An 18690-nucleotide genomic window follows, 5' to 3' on the forward strand; every position below is an offset into this window, starting at 1 on the left:
GGCGCCGCAAGGCGCCTTTTCATTTTAGCGTCTTTTGGAGCAAGATGGTGGTAAACCCGCTATCCCATTCTTCATCGGGATATTGCTTTATCTCCTCAAACCCATGCTTTTGATAAAATGCGCGGGACTGGGCATTAAAACTGTCGGTTTCCAGCCGCACCTGTTCATGCGATTTGACAATCTCCTGCTCGGCAAAGGCCAACAAGATGCCGCCAACCCCCTTGCCTTGCACCATAGGCGATACATGCAATGCAGCCACAAAGTCGCCAATCCAGTGGATCATCCCCAATGGCCTGTCATCCATTGTAGCCACATAAATGTCGGCTACATATTGCTCCAGATAATCATGCACACGCGCGGGAAAGTCTTTGCTTTTCTCGATGCCGGGGCCCGTAAGTTGCGGTTGCCACACCTGCTCGAAAGTTGCGATCAGAATGTCTGATAGCGCGGCGATATCCTCTTTGCGCGCTGCACGAATGGAAAGGCAAGAACTCATCACTTACTCACAATTTAGCCAAAAGCCTTCTTTAAAATGACATTGTGTGCATGCAAAGGGCAGGGGAAGAGAATAATGCGGTGTGGCAAAAATGTTTACACCCCATAAACCGGCCACATTTACATTGAATAAGCATTTTCCTCGAGTTTTAATCAAATGTGTGAGGCCAATTGGTGGCGCGTAAACCGTCCAAATCATCAGATCTGAAACTGACCAGCGCTGATCGTGTGGGGGCCAGCAAGGGCAAGAAAACGCGCACCCGCGCCAAAACCAAAGCTTCGCCGAAAACCGCGAATCCCAGAAAAAAAGTGACTCGGCGCAAAGCCAAAAAACAGTCGAAATGGACGTTTTGGCGCGTCATTCGCCGCTTGTTCTATTGGGGCGTGGTGTTGGGTGTTTGGGCGGGTATCGCTGTGATCGGCATTGTCGCCTATTATGGCATGCAATTGCCCTCATCTGACACATGGGCCATTCCGGACCGCCCGGCCAATATCCGCATTGTGGCGGCTGATGGACGGCTCCTGTCTAACCGCGGCAAGATGGGTGGTGAAGCGGTCTCTATCCACGAGCTGCCCCACTTTGTGCCCGCTGCTGTGCTGGCCATTGAGGACCGGCGCTTCTACAATCATTTCGGCATCGACCCGATCGGCATCGCCCGCGCCTTTGTCAACAATACAATTGAAGGTCGCATCACTGGCGGTGGCTCCACCATAACCCAACAGGTGGCAAAGAACCTGTTTTTATCGCCCGACCAGAATTATGGTCGCAAAATTCAAGAAGCACTTTTGTCGATCTGGCTGGAGCAGAACTTCACCAAAGACGAGATATTGCAGCTTTATTTGAATCGGGTCTATTTCGGCGCAGGTTCCTATGGCATTGAAGCGGCGGCCCAGCGCTATTTCGGCAAGTCGGCACGTAACCTCTCGTTGGGCGAGTCGGCGATTTTGGCCGGGGTGCTGAAAGCCCCGTCGCGTTTGGCCCCAAACAAAAACCCTGAGGACGCTGCGGCCCGCGCCCGCCTCGTGCTCAATGCCATGGCGGAAGAAGGATATATATCGGAAGCCGAAGCGGAAGCCGCCGCCATTGACCCGAATAAACGTATTCGCACCCGGGTCACCGGCACCGAATATTATGTCGCTGACTGGGTGGAAACCTTGATGGACAATTATCTGGGCGAAGTCGATCAGGATGTTGTGGTTTACACCACCATTGATTGGGAGCTGCAAAAACAGGCTGAATTCCTGATCAAGGAAATTGTGCGCGAACAGGGTGAAGAACGCGCGTTCAGTCAAGGGGCACTTGTGTCCATGACGCCTGATGGCGCGGTGCAGGCCATTGTCGGCGGCATTGATTACACCAAAAGCCAATATAACCGGGCGGTGACTGCACGGCGGCAATCAGGCTCTGCGTTCAAGCCTTTCGTGTTCCTCACCGCGTTGGAAAATGGCTATCGCCCAGATACGGTGGTGGAAGACGCGCCCTTTACCTATAAGGATTGGTCGCCAGAAAATGCCGGCGGCAAATATCGAGGCCGCATTCGGCTGCGCGATGCGCTGGCGGTTTCATCCAACGTGGTCTCCGCCAAACTGGCCATCGAACTGGGACCGGAGAATGTCGCACGCACGGCCTATAAGCTGGGCATCTCCAGCAATGTTGATCCCGTGCCCTCAAGTGCTTTGGGCACAACTGGCATTTCCCTGTTGGAGCTTACCGCCGCCTATGCGCCATTTGCCAATGGTGGCGAAGGGGTGATTGCGCGCGTCATTTCCCGCATTGAAACCGCTGGCGGCGAAGTGCTTTATCGCCATGAGCCTGCCGGGCCGGGCCAGGTGATCGCGCCCGAATATATCCCCATGATGAATGATATGTTGGCCCACGCCGTGGAAGTTGGCACCGGCCGCAAAGCCCAATTTGGCGATTGGCCGATTGCAGGCAAGACCGGCACCTCCCAGAAAAACCGCGATGCCCTGTTCGTTGGCTATAGTGCGCGTCTGGTCACCGGCGTGTGGGTGGGCAATGATGATGACACCCCCACCAACGCCAGCGGCGGCAATGTGCCGGTGGAAGTGTGGCACGACTTTATGCAAAAAGCCCATGAGGGACTTGCGGTGGCGCAAATCCCCGGCGGCAATGTGCGGTTCGACACGCAAAATCTTGAACCCATGACCGAGCGACCACAAGAAGGCCAACGCCGTAATCTGGGTGATTTGATCAACGAGCTGTTCTCGCGCTAAGCCGCAGCAACGAACCCCACATCGATAGGCCCTGCTGGTATAATCTGGTGGGGATTGAGCGCCTTGACCGAATAATAGCCCGCCTTGATGTGATCGAGCTTGACGGTGTTCGCCACTCCATCCAGCCCATAAATCTTTTGGCAGAAAGCCAGCAGATGGGGATAATCCTGCACCCGCTTCAAATTGGTTTTGAAGAGGCCATAATAAGCCACATCAAACCGCGCCAACGTGACGAACAGGCGAATATCGCTTTCGGTCAATTGATCGCCAAACAGATAAGGGCCTTGCTGGGCCAGACGGTCTTCCAGCTTTTCCAACGTGGCAAACACATCATCAAAGGCCTCAGCATAAGCCTCCTGGCTTTGGGCAAACCCGGCGCGATAAACCCCGTTATTGAGCCCGTGATACAACCAGTCATTCAATACGTCGATCTCACTGGCCAGCGCATCGGGGTAAAGGTCCAGCTGTGTCGGCACAATCTCAGAAAAGCTTTGATTGAGCATGCGCAAAATGTCCGCGCTTTCATTGTTCACGATGGTCTGGCGTTTTTTGTCCCACAACACCGGCACCGTCGCCCGTCCAGTATAATGCGGATCAGCCTTTGTGTAGATTTGATGCATATAGGTGGCGCCATTCAGCACATCCTCATCCGCGCCCTCGAATCCGCCAAAGGCCCAGCCTTCTGCCGAGAGCTGGGGATTGACCACGCTGACGCTGATCACCTCTTCCAGCTTTTGCAGCGCCCGCGCCATCAGGGTGCGTGAGGCCCAGGGGCAGATCAGCGCCACATACAGATGATAGCGGTCGGCTTCGGCTTTAAAGCCACCTTCACCCGTGGGGCCGGGGGCACCATCCGCGGTAATCCAGTGGCGAAAGGACGATTCCTGGCGAACAAAGCCGCCCTTCTTGTCCTTTTGCTGATAGGGATGCCAATCCCCCTGCCATTCTCCTTTGATAAGCATGATTAGCTCCTTAAAAATGGGCGCGACCCCTCGATCGCGCCCTGTTGCACTTAGGCAGACTGGCGAGAAATCCAGGCTGGCGCGATTTGGGTGCCCTGGCCCAACATATAGCCAAACTGCACATTCAGATAGGCGAGCGGCTCCAGATAGCGCGCATTGAGCAGGCCCCCGGTATCCACGGCATCAAACCCGACATCAGCCAGTGCGTTCACGACCTTTTGCTTGGCCGCTTCATCATCCGCCGCCACATAGGCCGGCACTTTACGCCCTTCAAAATTCAGGCCCCGCTCATAGACCTGGGCAAAGATGGTGTTCAGCGCCTTGACCACATGGGCGTTGGGCAACAATTCAGCAATTTTTTCGGCCGCCGATGAATCATAGCCAAAGGTCAGCCCGGAAAAGTCTGCCTTGAATGGATTGGTGACATCGACAACAATCTTGTTGTCAAAATTATAGCGGGTGGCCAATTCACTCACCGCATCAAACGGCACGGCCAGAAATACGATCTCGGCGGTGTCGAGCGCTTCATCTATGGCCACCGCGCTGGCATTTTTCACTGTGCTCGCCAGCTTTTGCGCCTTTTCCGCGTCACGTCCGGCCACCAAAACCCGGTGTTTGGCCGCCAATGTCCGGGTCAATCCGCTGGCGATGTTACCTGTTCCAATAATTGCATATGTCATTTTTCTATCCTTTCTGAAGAGTTTTCTGAGTAGATTCATTCGATCAATCCGAGTTGACGGGCATAAGTCTCATTGTCCCAGAACAGCCATTCATGGATCATCCGACCGTCCTGCCAAAATGCGATGGTGGCCATTTGCAATTCAAAAGATTTGCCGGTGGGTTCGATAAATTCACCATCGCCAATCGGCATCGGCTCGGTAAATGTGCCTTCCATTACCCCAACCACGGCAGTCCAGTCATCAGTGGCCAAACGCACTGGGTGGAAACGGATTTGGGTGTCCGGGGCGTGCACAAACAAGCGTTTCAAATCCTCAATATGGACATCAATGCCGCGAGTGGAGTGGCCATTTGGCCAAGTCACGACAATGTCTTCATCATGGCTTTCGTGAACCCGGTCCCACTCCTGATTGGAGAAAATCTCAAAATCGAGCGCATCGAACTTTTCCAGATGCGCCTCATCCTGGGCAGTGGCTGCGCCGCCGCCGGTGTAATATTTTTCCGGGGTAATGCCGCCGGGGATCGCTTCCGGTGTTTCGGCCAATGCATGTGCTGTTAGGCCGGTGGCCATCAGCGCGGTAATAAGAGTTTGTTTCAACATGTTCATTTCCTTTCCTTTGTTGCGCCACTTGTTTGGAGGTCTGTGTTGTGCGGCGTTGAAAGGAATATGGTTGAAATGTTTATTCCGAAAAATATGGATATTGACGAAACATTGTCGCCGTTATATTCACAATAATATGGATATGATTGATGGCATGCGGACCTTTGTGGCGGTGGTGGAAGCCGGCACCATCACTGCCGCGGCAGACCGCTTGAACATTTCGAAAAAGCTGGCCAGCAAATATCTGGCCGCGCTTGAGGCCCAAATCGGCGTCAAGCTGTTGAACCGCACCACCCGCAGCCAAAGCCTGACCGTGGCCGGGCAGCAATATTATCTCGATTGTCAGGATATTATCGCCCGCATTGATGAAAGCCATTCAGCGTTGAAACGCGCCGAAGGCGAGCTGATCGGGCATTTACGCCTGTCTGCACCGGTGAGTTTTGGCGAGGTGGTGCTGCTGCCGCTCTTGGCCAAATTCAAGCGCAAACATCCAGAGCTCAGTTTTGATGTGCGCCTGTCAGACAGCTATGTGGATTTGATTGAGGGCGGGTTTGACTTTGCCTTGCGCATTGGCGCCCTCAGCGATTCCAGCCTGGTGGCCCGCAAACTCACTGAAACGCATTTATGGCTGGTGGCCAGCTCTGCCTATCTTCGCCGACATACCGCGCCAGAGACGCCGGAAGATTTGCGCCACCATCTTTGCTTGCAGGATTCAAACTATCGCGGCGGGGCGCGCTGGCCGTTTCAGATTGACGGGGTCACCCGCCATATTGCCATTCAGCCGCAATTTGTCACCAATAGCGCCACCGCCATGCGCAATCTGGCGCTTATGGGCGAAGGCATCGCGCTGGTGCCCGACTTTGTCGTGAAATCGGATATCGAGGCAGGTAAGCTGGTGCAATTGCTGCCGGACTTCCCGTCCCTCACCTTGCCGATCCAGGCGGTGTTGCCGCTCAACCGCAATCGCCCGGCGCGGGTGCGGGCCGCTATTGATTTTCTCGCCCGCACGCTCGACTAGCCTCAAAAAATGAAGGGCACCAGCCTTTTGGTCCGCGCCTCATAGGCTTTAAACTGCTCGCCATAACGGTCGCGCAAATAATCATCGAGCATCGGCACATTGTAAAAGGCGAACAGGCCAAACAGCATCACCGGAATCGCCGCGCCCAGCCAGTGGCCGGCCACCAGGGCATAGCCGATGACCCAGACAATATCGCCGAAGAAATTGATGTGCATGGAATAAGCAAATAGCCCGCCAGTATAGAGCTTGCCCTTGTTGGCGGGGTCCTTCTTAAACCAATGTCGCTGCAACTCAGATAAGGTGTTGAGCACACAGCCCAGCGCAAACAGGGCAATGCCAAGATAATCCCAACGGCCGAGCGGTGCATCATTCGGCAGCACCAGAATGGCGAACCCAACATAATAGATCGCGAAGGCCGACGGCACGGTAAAGGCTTCAGACCACGGCAAGGTGCGCTGCATCAGATAAAACATCATAAAGCCCATGCGCAGCAATATGATCAGATTGAACGCGAGAATGACGCTGTAGCGCACGGGGGTTTCGGCGGGCAGTGTCCAGCCGAACAGGCCCGCCAATAAAGGCGCACCCTCGCCAAACATTATCCAGGCAGACAGGCCGATCAGGGCCAATTCGATCAATGTGATGGTGATTTTTTGCGGAATGGATTTGGATTTTGAACCATATAGCTCAAGCATGACGAATCTCTTTATTGCGGGAGGAAGGAAAAATTGGGGGCACGCCGATGGATGGCGGCGAGATAGATTTCACCCTCCATCTGGCGCAGATAGGGGCGGATTTCCGGCGACAGAGCCGCTTCGATTTTCTGATAATAAGTGCAGATCGCCTGGGCGAAATTTTCATTGCGGGCCAGACTGTCAAAAAACAGCGCAAAATAGCGCGCCAAGCCATATTTATTCAGGGCGGATTCCGCGCCAAACTGAGCCTGATAGACTGCAACCAGCATGCTCAATTGATCTTTCGCGTCAGCCGCCGTCAGCGCGTCAAATTCCACTGCGGCAAACCCATCAAGAAAATAGCGCTGCAACACCTGATCAATCAGATCATCTTTGGAACTGAAATGGTGGTAAAGCGCGCCTTTGGAGACGCCCGCCTTTTTGATGACTTCGCTTAACCCAACGCCATCATAGCCTTGCGCCAAAAACATATCGAAGGCGATGGACAAGAGTTGTTCTTTTAAATCTGACATTGTCTTTCCTGCATACAAACCGACCGGTCGGTATGTATGTAAGGAGAAATAGAGGGAACGTCAAGAGGGCGCTGGATTTTAGATAAAATGGGTGGCAGATGGGCGAGGTGATGCGGGTGCCACCAATAAGATCAGCCCTTGATCTGAAAGCGCATCAGCTCGCGCCCATGCACCTTAAGCCAATCATGCCCGCGATCCATGTCGGGCAGGGTCTCTTTCACTGTGCGCCAAAAGCGGGCGGAATGATTCATCTCGCGCAAATGCGCCACCTCATGCGCGGCGACATAATCGAGCACATAGGGAGGGGCGAGCACCAACCGCCAGGAAAAATTCAACTGCCCCGAGGAACTGCACGATCCCCACCGGCTGGTCTGGTCGCGAATGGTGATGCCTTTGGGCGACAACTCCAACCTCGCTGCGTGAAACTGCACCTGTTTTTCGAGATCCTGCCGCGCCTGCGCTTTCAGCCAATCGCCCAGCTTGCGGGCAAAATGATCGGGTGCGCCCGGCACATTAATCTGGGAGTTGGTTTCATCAAGTTCCACCAGTCCGCGCAAGTTGCCGGTGCGCGCCAATTGATGCGGCACCCCGCGCAGCGGCACGCTCATATCGGGTGCCAGAAGCGTTGGCGGTGCAATCTGGTCCATCCGCTCATTCAGCCATGTCTGATGACGGCTCAAAAAATCTTGTGCATCTCGCCAATTGCCACGTTTGGGCACGGTCAGCACCACGCCCTTTTTCGGGTGCAAAGACAGCCGATAATGCTTGGCGCGGGCATGTTGGCGCACCACCACATCCACCGCGCCGGTGGTCAAGTTCATCTGCACTGTTTCGGGAATCGCTTGGCGACGTTTCAGCATCATGGAGTGAATTTCGCTCAATTGGGTCTGATTTGGCAATAAAAAAGGCGCCCTTTTGAGAGCGCCAGACCATAAAGATCCAAGTTTTGGGGGTCAGGGACCCTTGCGCTTTATGTTCGGGGGCATAGGCGCAAGGGCAGGGAGGAACCAATTATAGCTTAATAGTCGTCGCGCTTCTTTTCGTCACGGTCGCGGGGGGAAAACCGATCATCTTCGTCATCATCATGCTTTTTGGCACGGTGCTCAGATTTAAAGCGATCAAACTCTTCCCGGTCGCGGGCCATATGCAGATTGCGCAAGAATTCTTCAAATTCTTCACGTTCCTGCTCCAGGCGGGCGCGTTCTTCTTCAATGCGGCGGATTTCGGCTTCGCGATATTCATCAAAGGCCGCATTCCCGGTGGCGCCACGACGATAGCGCTTGCCGCGACAGCCTTTCATTTTGTGCTTTTGCTTGTGCATCCATCTCTCGGCCTTGTCGCTTGAGCCACCCCAATGTTCGCCCCACAATATGTAGAACAACATGGCAAGGCCAAGCGGCCAGAAAATAATAAAGCCAAGAACCATAAGACCAATGGTCAAGGGGGACCATTCTGGTTTAATCAATTGCGTGCTCATTTTATCACCTCTTCATCAACGATGACTTAGATTTGGGGGCGATTTTGGTGGCTTCAAGCGCCATTTTTTTGCAAAAAGGGTCTTGAAATTGCACAAAACAACGCCCAGAGCGCCGGAAATCGGGGCCTTTGCCCCTATAAATTTCGGCCATCTAGCCAATCTAGGAAGCCTAAAGTGACCGATTCTGACCCATCCAGCCCTGCCTTGAATTATAGCGGCCACCATAGGCTGCGCCTTGAAACGCTGGTGCGGCTGCGTTGGTTGGCCGTGGCCGGGCAAAGCGCCGGCGTGCTGGTCGTGGCCTTTGGCCTCAATTATGATCTGCCGCTGGCGGCCTGTTTCACGCTGATTGCCATGTCGGCCTGGTTAAACGTGTTCCTGCTCGTGCGGTTCCCTGCCACCCTGCGCCTGCGCTCACAATTTTCCGCCGCACAACTGGCCTATGATTCCTTGCAATTGGGCGGGCTGCTTTATTTGACGGGCGGGCTTTACAACCCCTTCGCCCTATTGCTGTTGGCACCGGTCAGCGTATCAGCCACAACGCTGCCCTATCGCTGGACATTGGCCATCAGCGGTCTGGCCATCGCCATCATCACGGTGCTGGGCTTTTTTCATATGCCGTTGCCTTGGGGCAGTAATGAACCTTTCGTCATCAATAATCTATATGTGTTCGGCATCTGGGCGGCATTGGTCTGCGGTGTGGTGTTCACCGCCACCTATACCAACCGGGTTGCGCATGAAGCGCGGCAATTGGCCGATGCGTTGAGCGCCACTGAATTGGTGTTGGCACGTGAGCAGCATTTGTCTGCCATTGATGGATTGGCGACAGCGGCCGCCCATGAGTTGGGCACGCCTTTGGCCACCATCGCCCTGGCGGCAAAAGAAATGCAGACGGATCTGGATGATCCCCAATCGTTGAAAAAAGATCTGGAATTGATCACAGAGCAGGCCACGCGCTGTCGTGAGATTTTGCAAAAACTGCGCAATCTGAACACGCAGGAGGCGCATTTTGCCGAACTAAGTGCCAGCGATCTTGTGGCAGAAGTGTCTGAACCGCAGCGGTTTTTTGGCATTGATATTGATCTCGACGCCAGTGGCGACGGGGTTGAGCCAAAAATGGCGCGGAATTCCGGCTTGATCTATGGGCTGGGCAATCTGATTGAAAATGCCGTGGACTTTGCCCAGAGCCGGGTCGAGGTCAAGGTGCGGTGGACCGCCAAAATGCTTGAAATAACAATCTGTGATGACGGTCCGGGCTTCACCCAGGATATGCTGATGCGCATGGGCGAACCTTATCTCACCACACGCCCTAAGGACAATAAAGACAGTGATCCCACCGAGCCGGGCGGGCTGGGCCTAGGCATCTTTATCGCCAAAACCTTGCTGGAGCGCACCGGAGCGCAACTGGATTTTTATAACCGCGACGAAGGGCAGCATGCCTGCGTCAAAATAGCATGGCCAAGACAGGTGATTGAACTGAGCGAGTGATTTAAACGTAGCCTTGGAGATGGTTTTGACCTTCAAGTCGAAATAGTGCCATAAAGTATCAATTGCGAGGATACGAGAATGACCAGCGTGCCAGAACTATTGGACAAAGATTTGTCCCTTCTGCTTGTCGATGATGACAAACCCTTTTTAACCCGGCTCGAACGCGCCATGCAAAAACGCGGCTTTGACGTGCGCACGGCCGACAGCGTCGCTGCTGGCATGGCCCAGGTTAAATCCAACCCGCCCGCCTATGCGGTGGTGGATATGCGCCTTGAAGATGGCAACGGACTGGAAGTGGTGTCCACGCTAAAGGAAAAGCGGCCCGATGCCCGCACTGTGGTGCTCACCGGCTATGGCAATATCGCCACTGCGGTAACCGCCGTGAAGCTCGGCGCGGTTGACTATTTGGCCAAGCCCGCCGATGCCGATGATGTGTACAAGGCCCTGATGGCGGACGAAGATGAGATCAAAGCCGATCCCCCCGAAAATCCCATGTCTGCTGACCGGGTCCGGTGGGAACATATCCAGCGGGTTTATGAATTGTGTGACCGCAATGTGTCTGAAACCGCCCGCCGCTTAAACATGCACAGACGGACCTTGCAACGTATTTTGGCCAAACGCGCCCCGCGCTAAACAATTTGTCGCTCAGATAAGCTTTTGCTTTGCGTGGTAAATCTCGGCTGCTAAGAATTGCAGGGCGGGACGATTTGGCGGAAGGAAAAGCGATGAGCGTAGTATTGTCATTCCATGGGGCTTCGGGCACCGTAACCGGATCGTGCTATCGGGTCACCCATCCAGGCGGGCAGTTTCTGGTGGATTGCGGCCTGTTTCAGGGCAACAAGGCTGTACGCGCCCTTAATGACAAGCCTTTTCCATTCGATCCGCAAAAGCAGGATTTTGTGCTGCTCACCCACGCGCACATTGACCATGCGGGCCTGCTGCCCAAATTGATCAAGCACAAATTTGAGGGCCCCATTCACGGCACCGAACCCACCACCGGCCTTATGGATTATCTGTTGCCCGATAGCGCCGGCATTCAGGAATATGAAGCCGAGCGGCAAAACCGCAAACGTGCCCGGAAGGGCGAACCGCTGATCGAGCCGCTTTATACCAAAGAGCACGCAGAAAAAGCCATTTCCCGTTCGAAAGGGCATGCTTACGAAGAGTGGTTTGAGCCTGGCCCCGGCGTGAAAGCGCGCTTTTGGAATGCCGGGCATATTCTGGGCAGCGCCTCGATTGAAGTGCATGTTCAAGACGAAGACGGCAAAACCATCAAAATGTTGTTTTCTGGTGATTTGGGGCCAGACGAAAAGGTGTTTTATCTCGAACCCCATGCCCCATCTGGCTTCGATTACATCCTGTGCGAAAGCACCTATGGCGGGCGAGAGCGCGATGACTATTCGCTGGAAGAGCGACGGGCCGCGCTAAAAAAAGAAATCAATGAGGCTTTGGCGCGCGGCGGCAATCTGGTCATTCCTGCTTTTGCCGTGGAGCGCAGCCAAGAGTTGCTGCATGATATCGGTGTTTTGATCAAGCGCGGCGAAATAGATCCGCAACTGGTCTTCCTCGATTCGCCTTTGGCCCGCCGGGTCACCAACGTGTTCAAACGTCATGCGGCTGATTTACAGGATGTGGAACTGGAGCCGGAAGAATTGTTCGACGATGATCGCTTCCGGATTGTGGAATCTGTTGAGGAAAGCAAAGCCATTAACCGCATTCATGGCGGGGCCATCATCATGTCTGCCTCCGGCATGTGTGACGCTGGGCGCATCAAACACCATCTACGCAACAATATTTCCGACCCCAAGTCCACCATTCTGTTCGTCGGCTATCAAGCACCCGGCACATTGGGACATGTGATCAAATCGGGTAAAAGTGAAGTGCGCATCCATGGCAATAACCACTATGTGCGCGCGGCCATCCGCTCGATCGGCAATTATTCGGCCCATGGTGACCATACAGAATTGATGGACTGGATCGCCGAACGGCTGCCCGCCCACGGTGCGATTTTCCTCACCCATGGCGAGGACGAGAGCCGCGACGCGATGAAAAAGGCATTGGCGGAAAAAGGATTGGGGCCTGACAAAGTGATCGCCCCGCAATTGGATGACCAATTTGAATTGCGGGCCAATGGCGTGGGCGATGTGCATCAGCCCGAGACCATGCGCATCGACCCGCAGCAATTCACACAGGATTGGTCCGCCGAATATGCGCGCTTCTCTATTGAACTGGGGAATATTTTGACGAAAGAACAAAGCGACAAAAAGCGTCTTGAGTTGATGAAGCGGCTACGTGCCGAACTGAAAAAAATCTAAGCGCCAAAGGTAAGCATGCGGTGATTATATTTATTGGCCCCAATCGGCAGCGTGGAAACATCAAGAAGTTCAACGATTACGAATTGGCGCCCAAATATAAACAACGCACTTTTAATTGGCTTTTTCGCGCGCGTAGCTTGCCAGGTGCGACCTATATTTTCACCTTTTTGGATCGGCTTGACCCGTCTGAACGACGCTTGGCAGGCAAAATCTATCGCCACATTAATCAGCAAGGGGCCGGCTTTCGGGCGTTAAATGATCCTACCCGGGTGTTAAATAGATATCGGCTTTTACGTGCCCTTTATGCGCAGGGCTTCAATGACTTCAATGTTTATTTGGCTTGTGATGCACCCACGCCCAAACGCTTTCCCGTGTTTATTCGGCGTATCTCACAATCCTTGCGACCATTAACAGGCCTTTTGCAAAATCAGGTCGAGCTAAACCAACATATTGCAACTCTTGAAGAAAATGGCGAGCCGTTAGATGACTTGATGGTGATCGAGTTCTGTGCGGTGGAGATCGAGCCGGGGATTTATCAGAAATATTCCGCCTATCGAGCCGGTGGGCGGGTCAGTTTGAATTACACCATCTGTGAGGCCAATTGGCAGGTCAAGGTGGGTGAGATTGATATTGTGGATCCCAAACTTTACGAAATCGAGGCCAATGACCTGAAGGCAAATGCTTACGTGGACCAAATGCGCACAGTGTTTGAGATGGCCAACATAGAGTATGGACGGGTCGATTTCGGCTTGGTGGATGGGCGGCCACAAGTCTATGAGATCAACTTCAATCCCGAGTTTCGGACCACTGAATCATTGTCGCAGGTTGAGCGACGCAAACAAAATGTGGCGCTGGCCGTGCAACGGCGGTTTGAGGCCGTTGCCGCCCTCGATATAAACACCACGACAAAGAGGTGCCCCAACCTCAAGGATGCAGAGTTGACCGCATTTAGGTGGCGTTTTTGGCGCAATTATGCGCCCCAAAGATATTAGGAAAATAGAGTGATTATATTTGTTGGCCCCAATCGGCAGCGGGGCAATGGGCTTGGGTTCAAAGCATTTGACGACGCGCCAGCCACACGGCACAAGACCTACAATTGGCTTTTTCGGACGCGACGTTTGCCCTCTGCAACCTATATTTTCACTTTTATTGACCGGTTGCATCCACGGGAGCGGCGCTTGGCAGCCAAGATTTATCGGCATATCAATGCGGCGGGCGATGGCTTTAGGGCATTGAACGATCCCGCCCATGCCAAAAACAGATATGGCCTACTTCGTGGACTACACCAAGCGGGCATTAATGATTTTGACGTTCATCTGGCGGGAGACGCGCCAAAACCGTCTCGATTTCCGGTGTTTCTCCGCTATTTGTCGGTCAGCTTGCCACCGGTCGCTGGCCTAATAAACTCACAATCTGAGCTGGATAGTACGATTGAGGCGCTGGCGTTGGCAGGTGAACCGTTGGACGATCTTATTGTCATCGAATATTGCGCGGAACCCTTTGAACAAGACTATTTTGTCAAGCTTTCGGCTTATCGCATCGACGACCAGTATATGCTGGATCTATTCCTTTACGATCAGAAGTGGTACGTAAAATATGGTGATGTTGATACAATGCCACCAAACTTTGCGGAGACCGAGGCGAGGTTGCTTCGGGAAAATAAATGGATCGACCAGGCTCAACAGGTCTTTGACCTGGCCCAAATTGAATATGGGCGCGTAGATTTTTCATTGGTGAACAATCGCCCGCAATTTTATGAAATCAACTTTCATCCGCAGTTCACGATGTCGGAATATGAGTCTAAATGCCCGAAACGACTAGAAAATGCCAAATTTGCGGCCCGCCGGCGTATGGATGCCATGAAAGTGCTAGACGCGGGACCGTCCGAAAGAGCCATCGCGAACATTCATGATTCTGAGGTGACCGCGTTTCGTCTGCGCCCTTGGCGCAACTTCGCGCCACAGCGATATTAGACGTCTAAAGCGCGCTTGGCCCCGGGTCCATCAAACTGTGAATCCGATCTGCACCCAACCGGGCCAGCTTGATCATCAAGGTTTTACGGCGGGCGGGTGCCATTTTATCAAGGGCAGAAGGGCGCATCATATCGGCCCCGTGCCCGTCAGCCACAATCAACCCTTCGCTTTCAGGAAAGATCTCCGCCGCCAGCTCCGGCGGTTTGGCAAAAAAGAACCGGTCGCAAAATTCGTGATATTCGGGCCACTTTTGGTCGACGCGAAAATCCTCGAGGCTGGATTTGATCTCCACGATCCAGATTTCGCCCTTGCGCGTGACCCCCAGCAAATCGGCGCGGCGGCCATTGGCCAGCGGCACTTCGGCAAAGCATGTAATATCATGTTGTGCCCGCAAAAACCGCATGCAACCACGCTGCACTTTCAGGGCGGTTTCCGACTGGCGGCCATCCACGATTGGGGGCAAATTTTGCAACGAATCTGACATGCATAAAGTTTAGCGCAAATCTGGAGGGGCGCAATGCGAATGAAAAGGCGCCCACAACGGGCGCCTCTTTTTTGCAGCAAGGGAGAGGTTAGGCTGCCGCCACTTCCGTCAGGAATTTGTCGACAGTGGTGCGCAAGGTTTTGGCCTGTTCAGCCATATCCTGCGAGGCGACCAACACTTTGTTGGCGCTTTGATTGGTTTCGTCTGCCGCGCTGGTGACCGTGTTGATGGACCCGGCCACTTGCTCTGTGCCCGTCGCCGCCTGCGTCACGCTCTGGCTGATCTCGGCAGTGGCCGCGCCCTGCTCCTCAACAGCAGACGCGATGGAGGTGGTATATTGGGTCACCTCGGTCATGGTGCCCGCAATCTGCTCAATCGCCGCCACAGCGTCTTTGGTGGAGTCCTGAATTTCCGTGATCTGAGCCGAAATTTCTTCGGTGGCGCTGGCCGTCTGGTTGGCCAGTGACTTTACTTCCGTGGCCACTACAGCGAAGCCCTTGCCCATTTCCCCGGCCCGCGCCGCTTCAATCGAGGTGTTCAGGGCCAGCAAATTGGTCTGCTCGGCAATGTCTTGAATAAGGGCCACCACATCGCCAATCTTTTGTGCCGCCGCGGCCAGGCGGGCGACGCGTCCATTGGTCAGCTGGGCCGCCTCCGCTGCGGAATTCACGATGGTGTTGGTTTTGGAAACCTGCCGCGAAATCTCTTCGATAGAGGCCGCCAACTCTTCTGCCGCCGCCGCCACGGCTTTCACATTGGTGGACGCTTCTTTTGACGCATTGGCCGCATCGCCAGCCTGTCCGGACGTGTTGTTGGCGATATCATTGAGCATGTTGGCGGTGTTGGTCATTTGCGCGCTATTCTGCGTCACTAGCTCAAGCGCATCGCCCACACTGGCGCGAAAATGAGAGATCAGCTCTTCTACCCGTTTCTGACGTTCGGCCTGGGCCTTGGCTTCAGCGGCGCTTTGCCCCTCCAGTCGCTGTCGTTCAATCGCATTTTGCTTGAACACATCCACGGCCCGGGCCATGTCACCCAGCTCATCCTTGCCTTCTGTCCCTTGAATATCCACATCCAATTGGCCATTCGCCAGCTCATTCATGGTGGTAGACAGGCGCGCAATCGGCTTGGTGATGGTGCGGGCAAACAAGACACCAGCCACAATGATGACGGCCAGAATACCCCCACCAATCAGCAGCATCATATTGCGCAAATTGACCACCGGCTTATTGGACTCTGCTACCCCTTTCACTGCGGCAACGGCCCAATTGACGCCGCCAAAACTAAAGGGCGTGGTGTGCAAATAAAGCTCTTCACCACGATAATTATCGGTAATCGCAAAGCCATGTTTTCCTGCCAAAGCGTCATCAATGGCGACATAATCAAGGCGGGTGTTCAAGATGTCATTCTCTTCGGTGAATGCCGAATCATTGCGGAACATATGATCAGCACCCACGATAAAGGTTTCGCCAGTGTCGCCCAGCCCGGTTTTATCGTGCATGATCTGGGTGAATTCATCCACCGGCAATTGGAAGGCGAGCACCCCGATTCGCTGTCCCTGATTATCCATCAATGGGGTGGACATAAAGGTCGCTGGCAAATCATCGCTTGGCGCATAGGGGGCGATATCGAAAAAGGCGAATTGTCCGGCCGCGACATTGGCCGCTGCGCGAAAGGCGCGGCCCATATCAGAGCTGGCCCAGGTGCCGCCGCCTTCCGCAAAATTGGTGGCATAGTCATTTTCTTTCGCAACGGTGTAGACCAGATTGCCCGCCTGATCGAACAGGAACACATCATAATAGCCATTGCGGTTCATCAGATTGCGAAAATAGGGGTGAAAGCGGGCGTGTAAACTGTCGTACCAAAGGCCAAGATCGGCTTTGTCCAACTTGGCCTTCTCGCCCAGCGGAAACGGATTTTGCACAATATAGCCCTGCTTTAGCAGCCCAGAAGCGTCGCCTTCAATACGCTGCCAGGCATCAGCAAAACCGGTGGTGGCTTCAATCACCACTGGATTTTGCGCCTGCAACAGCAGATCGTCCTTCACTTGGGTGAAATAGCGCTCCAGCGCAATGGCACGACTTTCCAAAATGCCTTCCAGCTTGTCTTTGGTCATTTCATGCACGGTCTGGGAGCTGATCAAAAAACTGGCCGCGCCAAGGCCAATACCTATGGCCAGCGCCGAAATGGTCAAGGCAAGCGGCAATTTTGCTGCAATTTTAAGGGTCGGAAATTTGAACATGGCAATCGCTCGCAATAGGATTAAAACTATGCGGCCATTGTCCGGCAAACTTGGTTAATTGTGGTTTCTGCACAAGGTACGGACGATTACGTAGGAATCGCCGCCCCCTGAATCAGCCCGCAGCGCTCCAGGAGACATGGCTGTGGCGTTTGCTGAAATGCCCAACCGTTGTATCGCCGATAATTTGCACGCCGTGTGCCGAGTCGCGACGGATGTCAATGCGGCGATAGCCTTGGCTTTGATTGAACACCCGTTGGCCGCTTGGCCGCTTTTTACCAAAGCGGCGCCGGTCGGGCCCGAAATAGGTGCTGGTTTCATAATAGGTGATGGGCGTGTTGAGCTGGCGGCGCAGCCGCGGCATCATCTGCTTCGGGTCCCAGGGCAGGGTCAGGATATCGTCAAACCCGATCTGGATGCATTGGGAGATAAGCATCGGCAATGGCACCTCCACAAAGCAGATTAATGGCGAGAAGCGCACGCGCGGGCGCGTGCTGTTGCGGATATTCTGCACCTGAGATTTGATCTGCCCCAATTCCCCGTCGCTGGCAAACAGAAAGAAATTGTTGGGCACCTTGCGGGTCAACTCTTCTGTCGCCAGCAAGCCGGAATAGGGCGTGATTTGCCGAAACCCCAAATCGCGCGCCAAATCATTGATCAGCGCAATTTGAGCGTTATTGCCGCCCATATTGGTCGCCACATCAAAATAACTCATGAAATCCCCTAAGCACGCGCACATTCCCTCAACTTATGTGCGGTGGCTAAGCCCTTATCAGGGTTGAGTTAATTTTTCGTCGACAGGCTGAAATTTGTGGCGGCCATTGCATAGGTCTGGCCCGGATGCAGCATGCGCACATAGGTGATCATTTTGGCGTCTAGGGCTGTGCGCCGCTCAATCACAAACAGCGCTTCGCCCTCTGGCACGTCAAGGGCCGCCCCCTGGTGCGCGTTGGCATTTACAGCAGAAAACTGATGCTCTGCATCGCTATAAGGCAAGTTCTTGACCAACCACTCATTGGGATTGGTCTGGTCAAATTCTTGCGTGGCGGCATTGGGCACCACATCCAGGTTGATCCAGCGTTCTTCCAACTGATAGGGCTGGTCCCCGGCAAAGTGCAAAACCTCTAGGTAAAGCACGTCCTGGGTGGAGGGCACACGCAGCACCTGTTGTGCCAGGGGATCGCCCTGCACAATTTCACGTTTTAAAATCTTGAAGCGATAGGGAGCGCCGGTGCGTTCAATTTCATCGCGCACCAAGGAAATGTCCACTTTGGTGGTGCGACCGCCCACCGCGGCCACGCGCGTGCCTGCCCGGCGCTTGCGCTCCACAAACCCTTCTTCAGCCAATTCCCGCATCGCCCGATGCACCGTGGCCCGCGCCACCCCATACTGCTTGGCGATGGTTTCCTCATGCGGCACCGCGTCCCCCGGGCGCAGCGCACCGGTGCGGATTTGCCGGAGCAAATCATTCTTAATGGTCAGATAAGGCGAGGCGGTGGCGCGTTCGGTCATGGCTTG

At 54.2% G+C, this 18690-nt stretch carries 19 protein-coding genes; 7 read left to right on the plus strand and 12 right to left on the minus strand.

The genetic code is table 11. The annotated features are described in order from the left end of the window. Window positions 1–19: 19 nt before the first annotated feature. A complete protein-coding gene (locus tag L1I42_RS00865) occupies window positions 20–496 on the minus strand; it encodes a GNAT family N-acetyltransferase (protein WP_236112565.1) in 477 nt (158 codons plus the stop codon). Window positions 497–669: 173 nt separating this feature from the next. Between L1I42_RS00865 and L1I42_RS00870 the strand changes: the two genes are divergently transcribed. After that, a complete protein-coding gene (locus L1I42_RS00870) occupies window positions 670–2730 on the plus strand; it encodes a transglycosylase domain-containing protein (RefSeq protein ID WP_236112567.1) in 2061 nt (686 codons plus the stop codon). Here the strand turns inward: L1I42_RS00870 and L1I42_RS00875 are convergent. Genes L1I42_RS00875 through L1I42_RS00885 form a run of 3 tightly spaced genes read right to left on the minus strand, consistent with a single transcriptional unit; the run spans window position 2727 to window position 4971 of the window. Further along, window positions 2727–3692 carry a glutathione S-transferase family protein gene (locus L1I42_RS00875; protein ID WP_236112568.1) on the minus strand — a complete coding sequence of 322 codons (966 nt, stop codon included), beginning with the start codon at window positions 3690–3692 and terminating at the stop codon, window positions 2727–2729. The two genes, L1I42_RS00870 and L1I42_RS00875, sit on opposite strands and share 4 nt — an antisense overlap. Before the next feature lie 50 nt (window positions 3693–3742). Beyond that, entirely contained in the window at window positions 3743–4411 is a 669-nt protein-coding gene (locus tag L1I42_RS00880; protein ID WP_255768078.1) for an NADPH-dependent F420 reductase, read from the minus strand. Beyond that, window positions 4408–4971 (minus strand): ester cyclase, encoded by a 564-nt coding sequence (locus L1I42_RS00885; protein ID WP_236112571.1) that lies wholly within the window; start codon window positions 4969–4971, stop codon window positions 4408–4410. Before L1I42_RS00885 ends, L1I42_RS00880 begins: the two co-directional genes overlap by 4 nt. Window positions 4972–5107: 136 nt before the next feature. Here L1I42_RS00885 and L1I42_RS00890 point away from each other — a divergent pair, with 136 nt between their 5' ends. After that, window positions 5108–5989, plus strand: a complete 882-nt coding sequence (locus tag L1I42_RS00890) for a LysR family transcriptional regulator (RefSeq protein WP_236112572.1) — start codon at window positions 5108–5110, stop codon at window positions 5987–5989. A gap of 2 nt (window positions 5990–5991) precedes the next feature. Here the strand turns inward: L1I42_RS00890 and L1I42_RS00895 are convergent, their stop codons facing one another. The 4 genes from L1I42_RS00895 to L1I42_RS00910 form a co-directional block, all read right to left on the minus strand. Further along, complete coding sequence (locus L1I42_RS00895; RefSeq protein ID WP_236112574.1) at window positions 5992–6684, minus strand: DUF1295 domain-containing protein; 693 nt, start codon at window positions 6682–6684, stop codon at window positions 5992–5994. Window positions 6685–6695: 11 nt separating this feature from the next. Beyond that, the gene (locus L1I42_RS00900; protein ID WP_236112576.1) at window positions 6696–7196 is read right to left on the minus strand and encodes a TetR/AcrR family transcriptional regulator; all 501 of its coding nucleotides are present in this window, start codon (window positions 7194–7196) and stop codon (window positions 6696–6698) included. Between the two features lie 131 nt (window positions 7197–7327). After that, entirely contained in the window at window positions 7328–8095 is a 768-nt protein-coding gene (locus L1I42_RS00905; protein ID WP_236112578.1) for a M48 family metallopeptidase, read from the minus strand. Between the two features lie 119 nt (window positions 8096–8214). After that, window positions 8215–8673, minus strand: a complete 459-nt coding sequence (locus tag L1I42_RS00910) for a DUF2852 domain-containing protein (RefSeq protein ID WP_236112580.1) — start codon at window positions 8671–8673, stop codon at window positions 8215–8217. A gap of 174 nt (window positions 8674–8847) precedes the next feature. Between L1I42_RS00910 and L1I42_RS00915 the strand changes: the two genes are divergently transcribed. The 5 genes from L1I42_RS00915 (at window position 8848) to L1I42_RS00935 (ending at window position 14449) form a co-directional block, all read left to right on the plus strand. Continuing rightward, on the plus strand, window positions 8848–10161 hold the full coding sequence (locus L1I42_RS00915) for an ActS/PrrB/RegB family redox-sensitive histidine kinase (protein ID WP_236112582.1): 1314 nt from the start codon (window positions 8848–8850) through the stop codon (window positions 10159–10161). A 78-nt stretch (window positions 10162–10239) separates the two neighbouring features. After that, complete coding sequence (locus L1I42_RS00920; protein ID WP_236112583.1) at window positions 10240–10794, plus strand: ActR/PrrA/RegA family redox response regulator transcription factor; 555 nt, start codon at window positions 10240–10242, stop codon at window positions 10792–10794. A gap of 92 nt (window positions 10795–10886) precedes the next feature. After that, complete coding sequence (locus L1I42_RS00925; RefSeq protein ID WP_236112585.1) at window positions 10887–12476, plus strand: MBL fold metallo-hydrolase; 1590 nt, start codon at window positions 10887–10889, stop codon at window positions 12474–12476. A 20-nt stretch (window positions 12477–12496) separates the two neighbouring features. After that, the gene (locus tag L1I42_RS00930) at window positions 12497–13468 is read left to right on the plus strand and encodes an ATP-grasp domain-containing protein (protein ID WP_236112587.1); all 972 of its coding nucleotides are present in this window, start codon (window positions 12497–12499) and stop codon (window positions 13466–13468) included. Window positions 13469–13708: 240 nt separating this feature from the next. After that, on the plus strand, window positions 13709–14449 hold the full coding sequence (locus L1I42_RS00935) for a COMM domain-containing protein (protein WP_236112588.1): 741 nt from the start codon (window positions 13709–13711) through the stop codon (window positions 14447–14449). A 4-nt stretch (window positions 14450–14453) separates the two neighbouring features. Here the strand turns inward: L1I42_RS00935 and L1I42_RS00940 are convergent, their stop codons facing one another. From L1I42_RS00940 to hutC, 4 genes are all read right to left on the minus strand, one after another. Further along, entirely contained in the window at window positions 14454–14933 is a 480-nt protein-coding gene (locus L1I42_RS00940) for an MmcB family DNA repair protein (protein ID WP_236112591.1), read from the minus strand. 88 nt (window positions 14934–15021) lie between these two features. Continuing rightward, window positions 15022–17175 carry a methyl-accepting chemotaxis protein gene (locus L1I42_RS00945; protein ID WP_236112592.1) on the minus strand — a complete coding sequence of 718 codons (2154 nt, stop codon included), beginning with the start codon at window positions 17173–17175 and terminating at the stop codon, window positions 15022–15024. Window positions 17176–17287: 112 nt separating this feature from the next. Next, a complete protein-coding gene (locus tag L1I42_RS00950; protein ID WP_236112593.1) occupies window positions 17288–17887 on the minus strand; it encodes a response regulator in 600 nt (199 codons plus the stop codon). A 68-nt stretch (window positions 17888–17955) separates the two neighbouring features. Further along, entirely contained in the window at window positions 17956–18684 is a 729-nt protein-coding gene (gene hutC, locus L1I42_RS00955; protein WP_236112594.1) for a histidine utilization transcriptional repressor HutC, read from the minus strand. Window positions 18685–18690: the final 6 nt, after the last annotated feature.

The organism is Maritalea mediterranea (genome assembly GCF_021568695.1).
Taxonomy (GTDB): Bacteria; Pseudomonadota; Alphaproteobacteria; order Rhizobiales; family Devosiaceae; genus Maritalea; species Maritalea mediterranea.

Bases quoted from the DNA above. Each gene is read 5' to 3' on its own strand.
- hutC (WP_236112594.1), bottom strand. From the start codon at position 18,684: ATGACCGAACGCGCCACCGCCTCGCCTTATCTGACCATTAAGAATGAT.
- L1I42_RS00885 (WP_236112571.1), bottom strand. From the start codon at position 4,971: ATGTTGAAACAAACTCTTATTACCGCGCTGATGGCCACCGGCCTAACA.
- L1I42_RS00880 (WP_255768078.1), bottom strand. From the start codon at position 4,411: ATGAATCTACTCAGAAAACTCTTCAGAAAGGATAGAAAAATGACATAT.
- L1I42_RS00925 (WP_236112585.1), top strand. From the start codon at position 10,887: ATGAGCGTAGTATTGTCATTCCATGGGGCTTCGGGCACCGTAACCGGA.
- L1I42_RS00865 (WP_236112565.1), bottom strand. From the start codon at position 496: ATGAGTTCTTGCCTTTCCATTCGTGCAGCGCGCAAAGAGGATATCGCC.
- L1I42_RS00945 (WP_236112592.1), bottom strand. From the start codon at position 17,175: ATGTTCAAATTTCCGACCCTTAAAATTGCAGCAAAATTGCCGCTTGCC.
- L1I42_RS00940 (WP_236112591.1), bottom strand. From the start codon at position 14,933: ATGTCAGATTCGTTGCAAAATTTGCCCCCAATCGTGGATGGCCGCCAG.
- L1I42_RS00900 (WP_236112576.1), bottom strand. From the start codon at position 7,196: ATGTCAGATTTAAAAGAACAACTCTTGTCCATCGCCTTCGATATGTTT.
- L1I42_RS00950 (WP_236112593.1), bottom strand. From the start codon at position 17,887: ATGAGTTATTTTGATGTGGCGACCAATATGGGCGGCAATAACGCTCAA.
- L1I42_RS00920 (WP_236112583.1), top strand. From the start codon at position 10,240: ATGACCAGCGTGCCAGAACTATTGGACAAAGATTTGTCCCTTCTGCTT.
- L1I42_RS00895 (WP_236112574.1), bottom strand. From the start codon at position 6,684: ATGCTTGAGCTATATGGTTCAAAATCCAAATCCATTCCGCAAAAAATC.
- L1I42_RS00910 (WP_236112580.1), bottom strand. From the start codon at position 8,673: ATGAGCACGCAATTGATTAAACCAGAATGGTCCCCCTTGACCATTGGT.
- L1I42_RS00890 (WP_236112572.1), top strand. From the start codon at position 5,108: ATGGATATGATTGATGGCATGCGGACCTTTGTGGCGGTGGTGGAAGCC.
- L1I42_RS00875 (WP_236112568.1), bottom strand. From the start codon at position 3,692: ATGCTTATCAAAGGAGAATGGCAGGGGGATTGGCATCCCTATCAGCAA.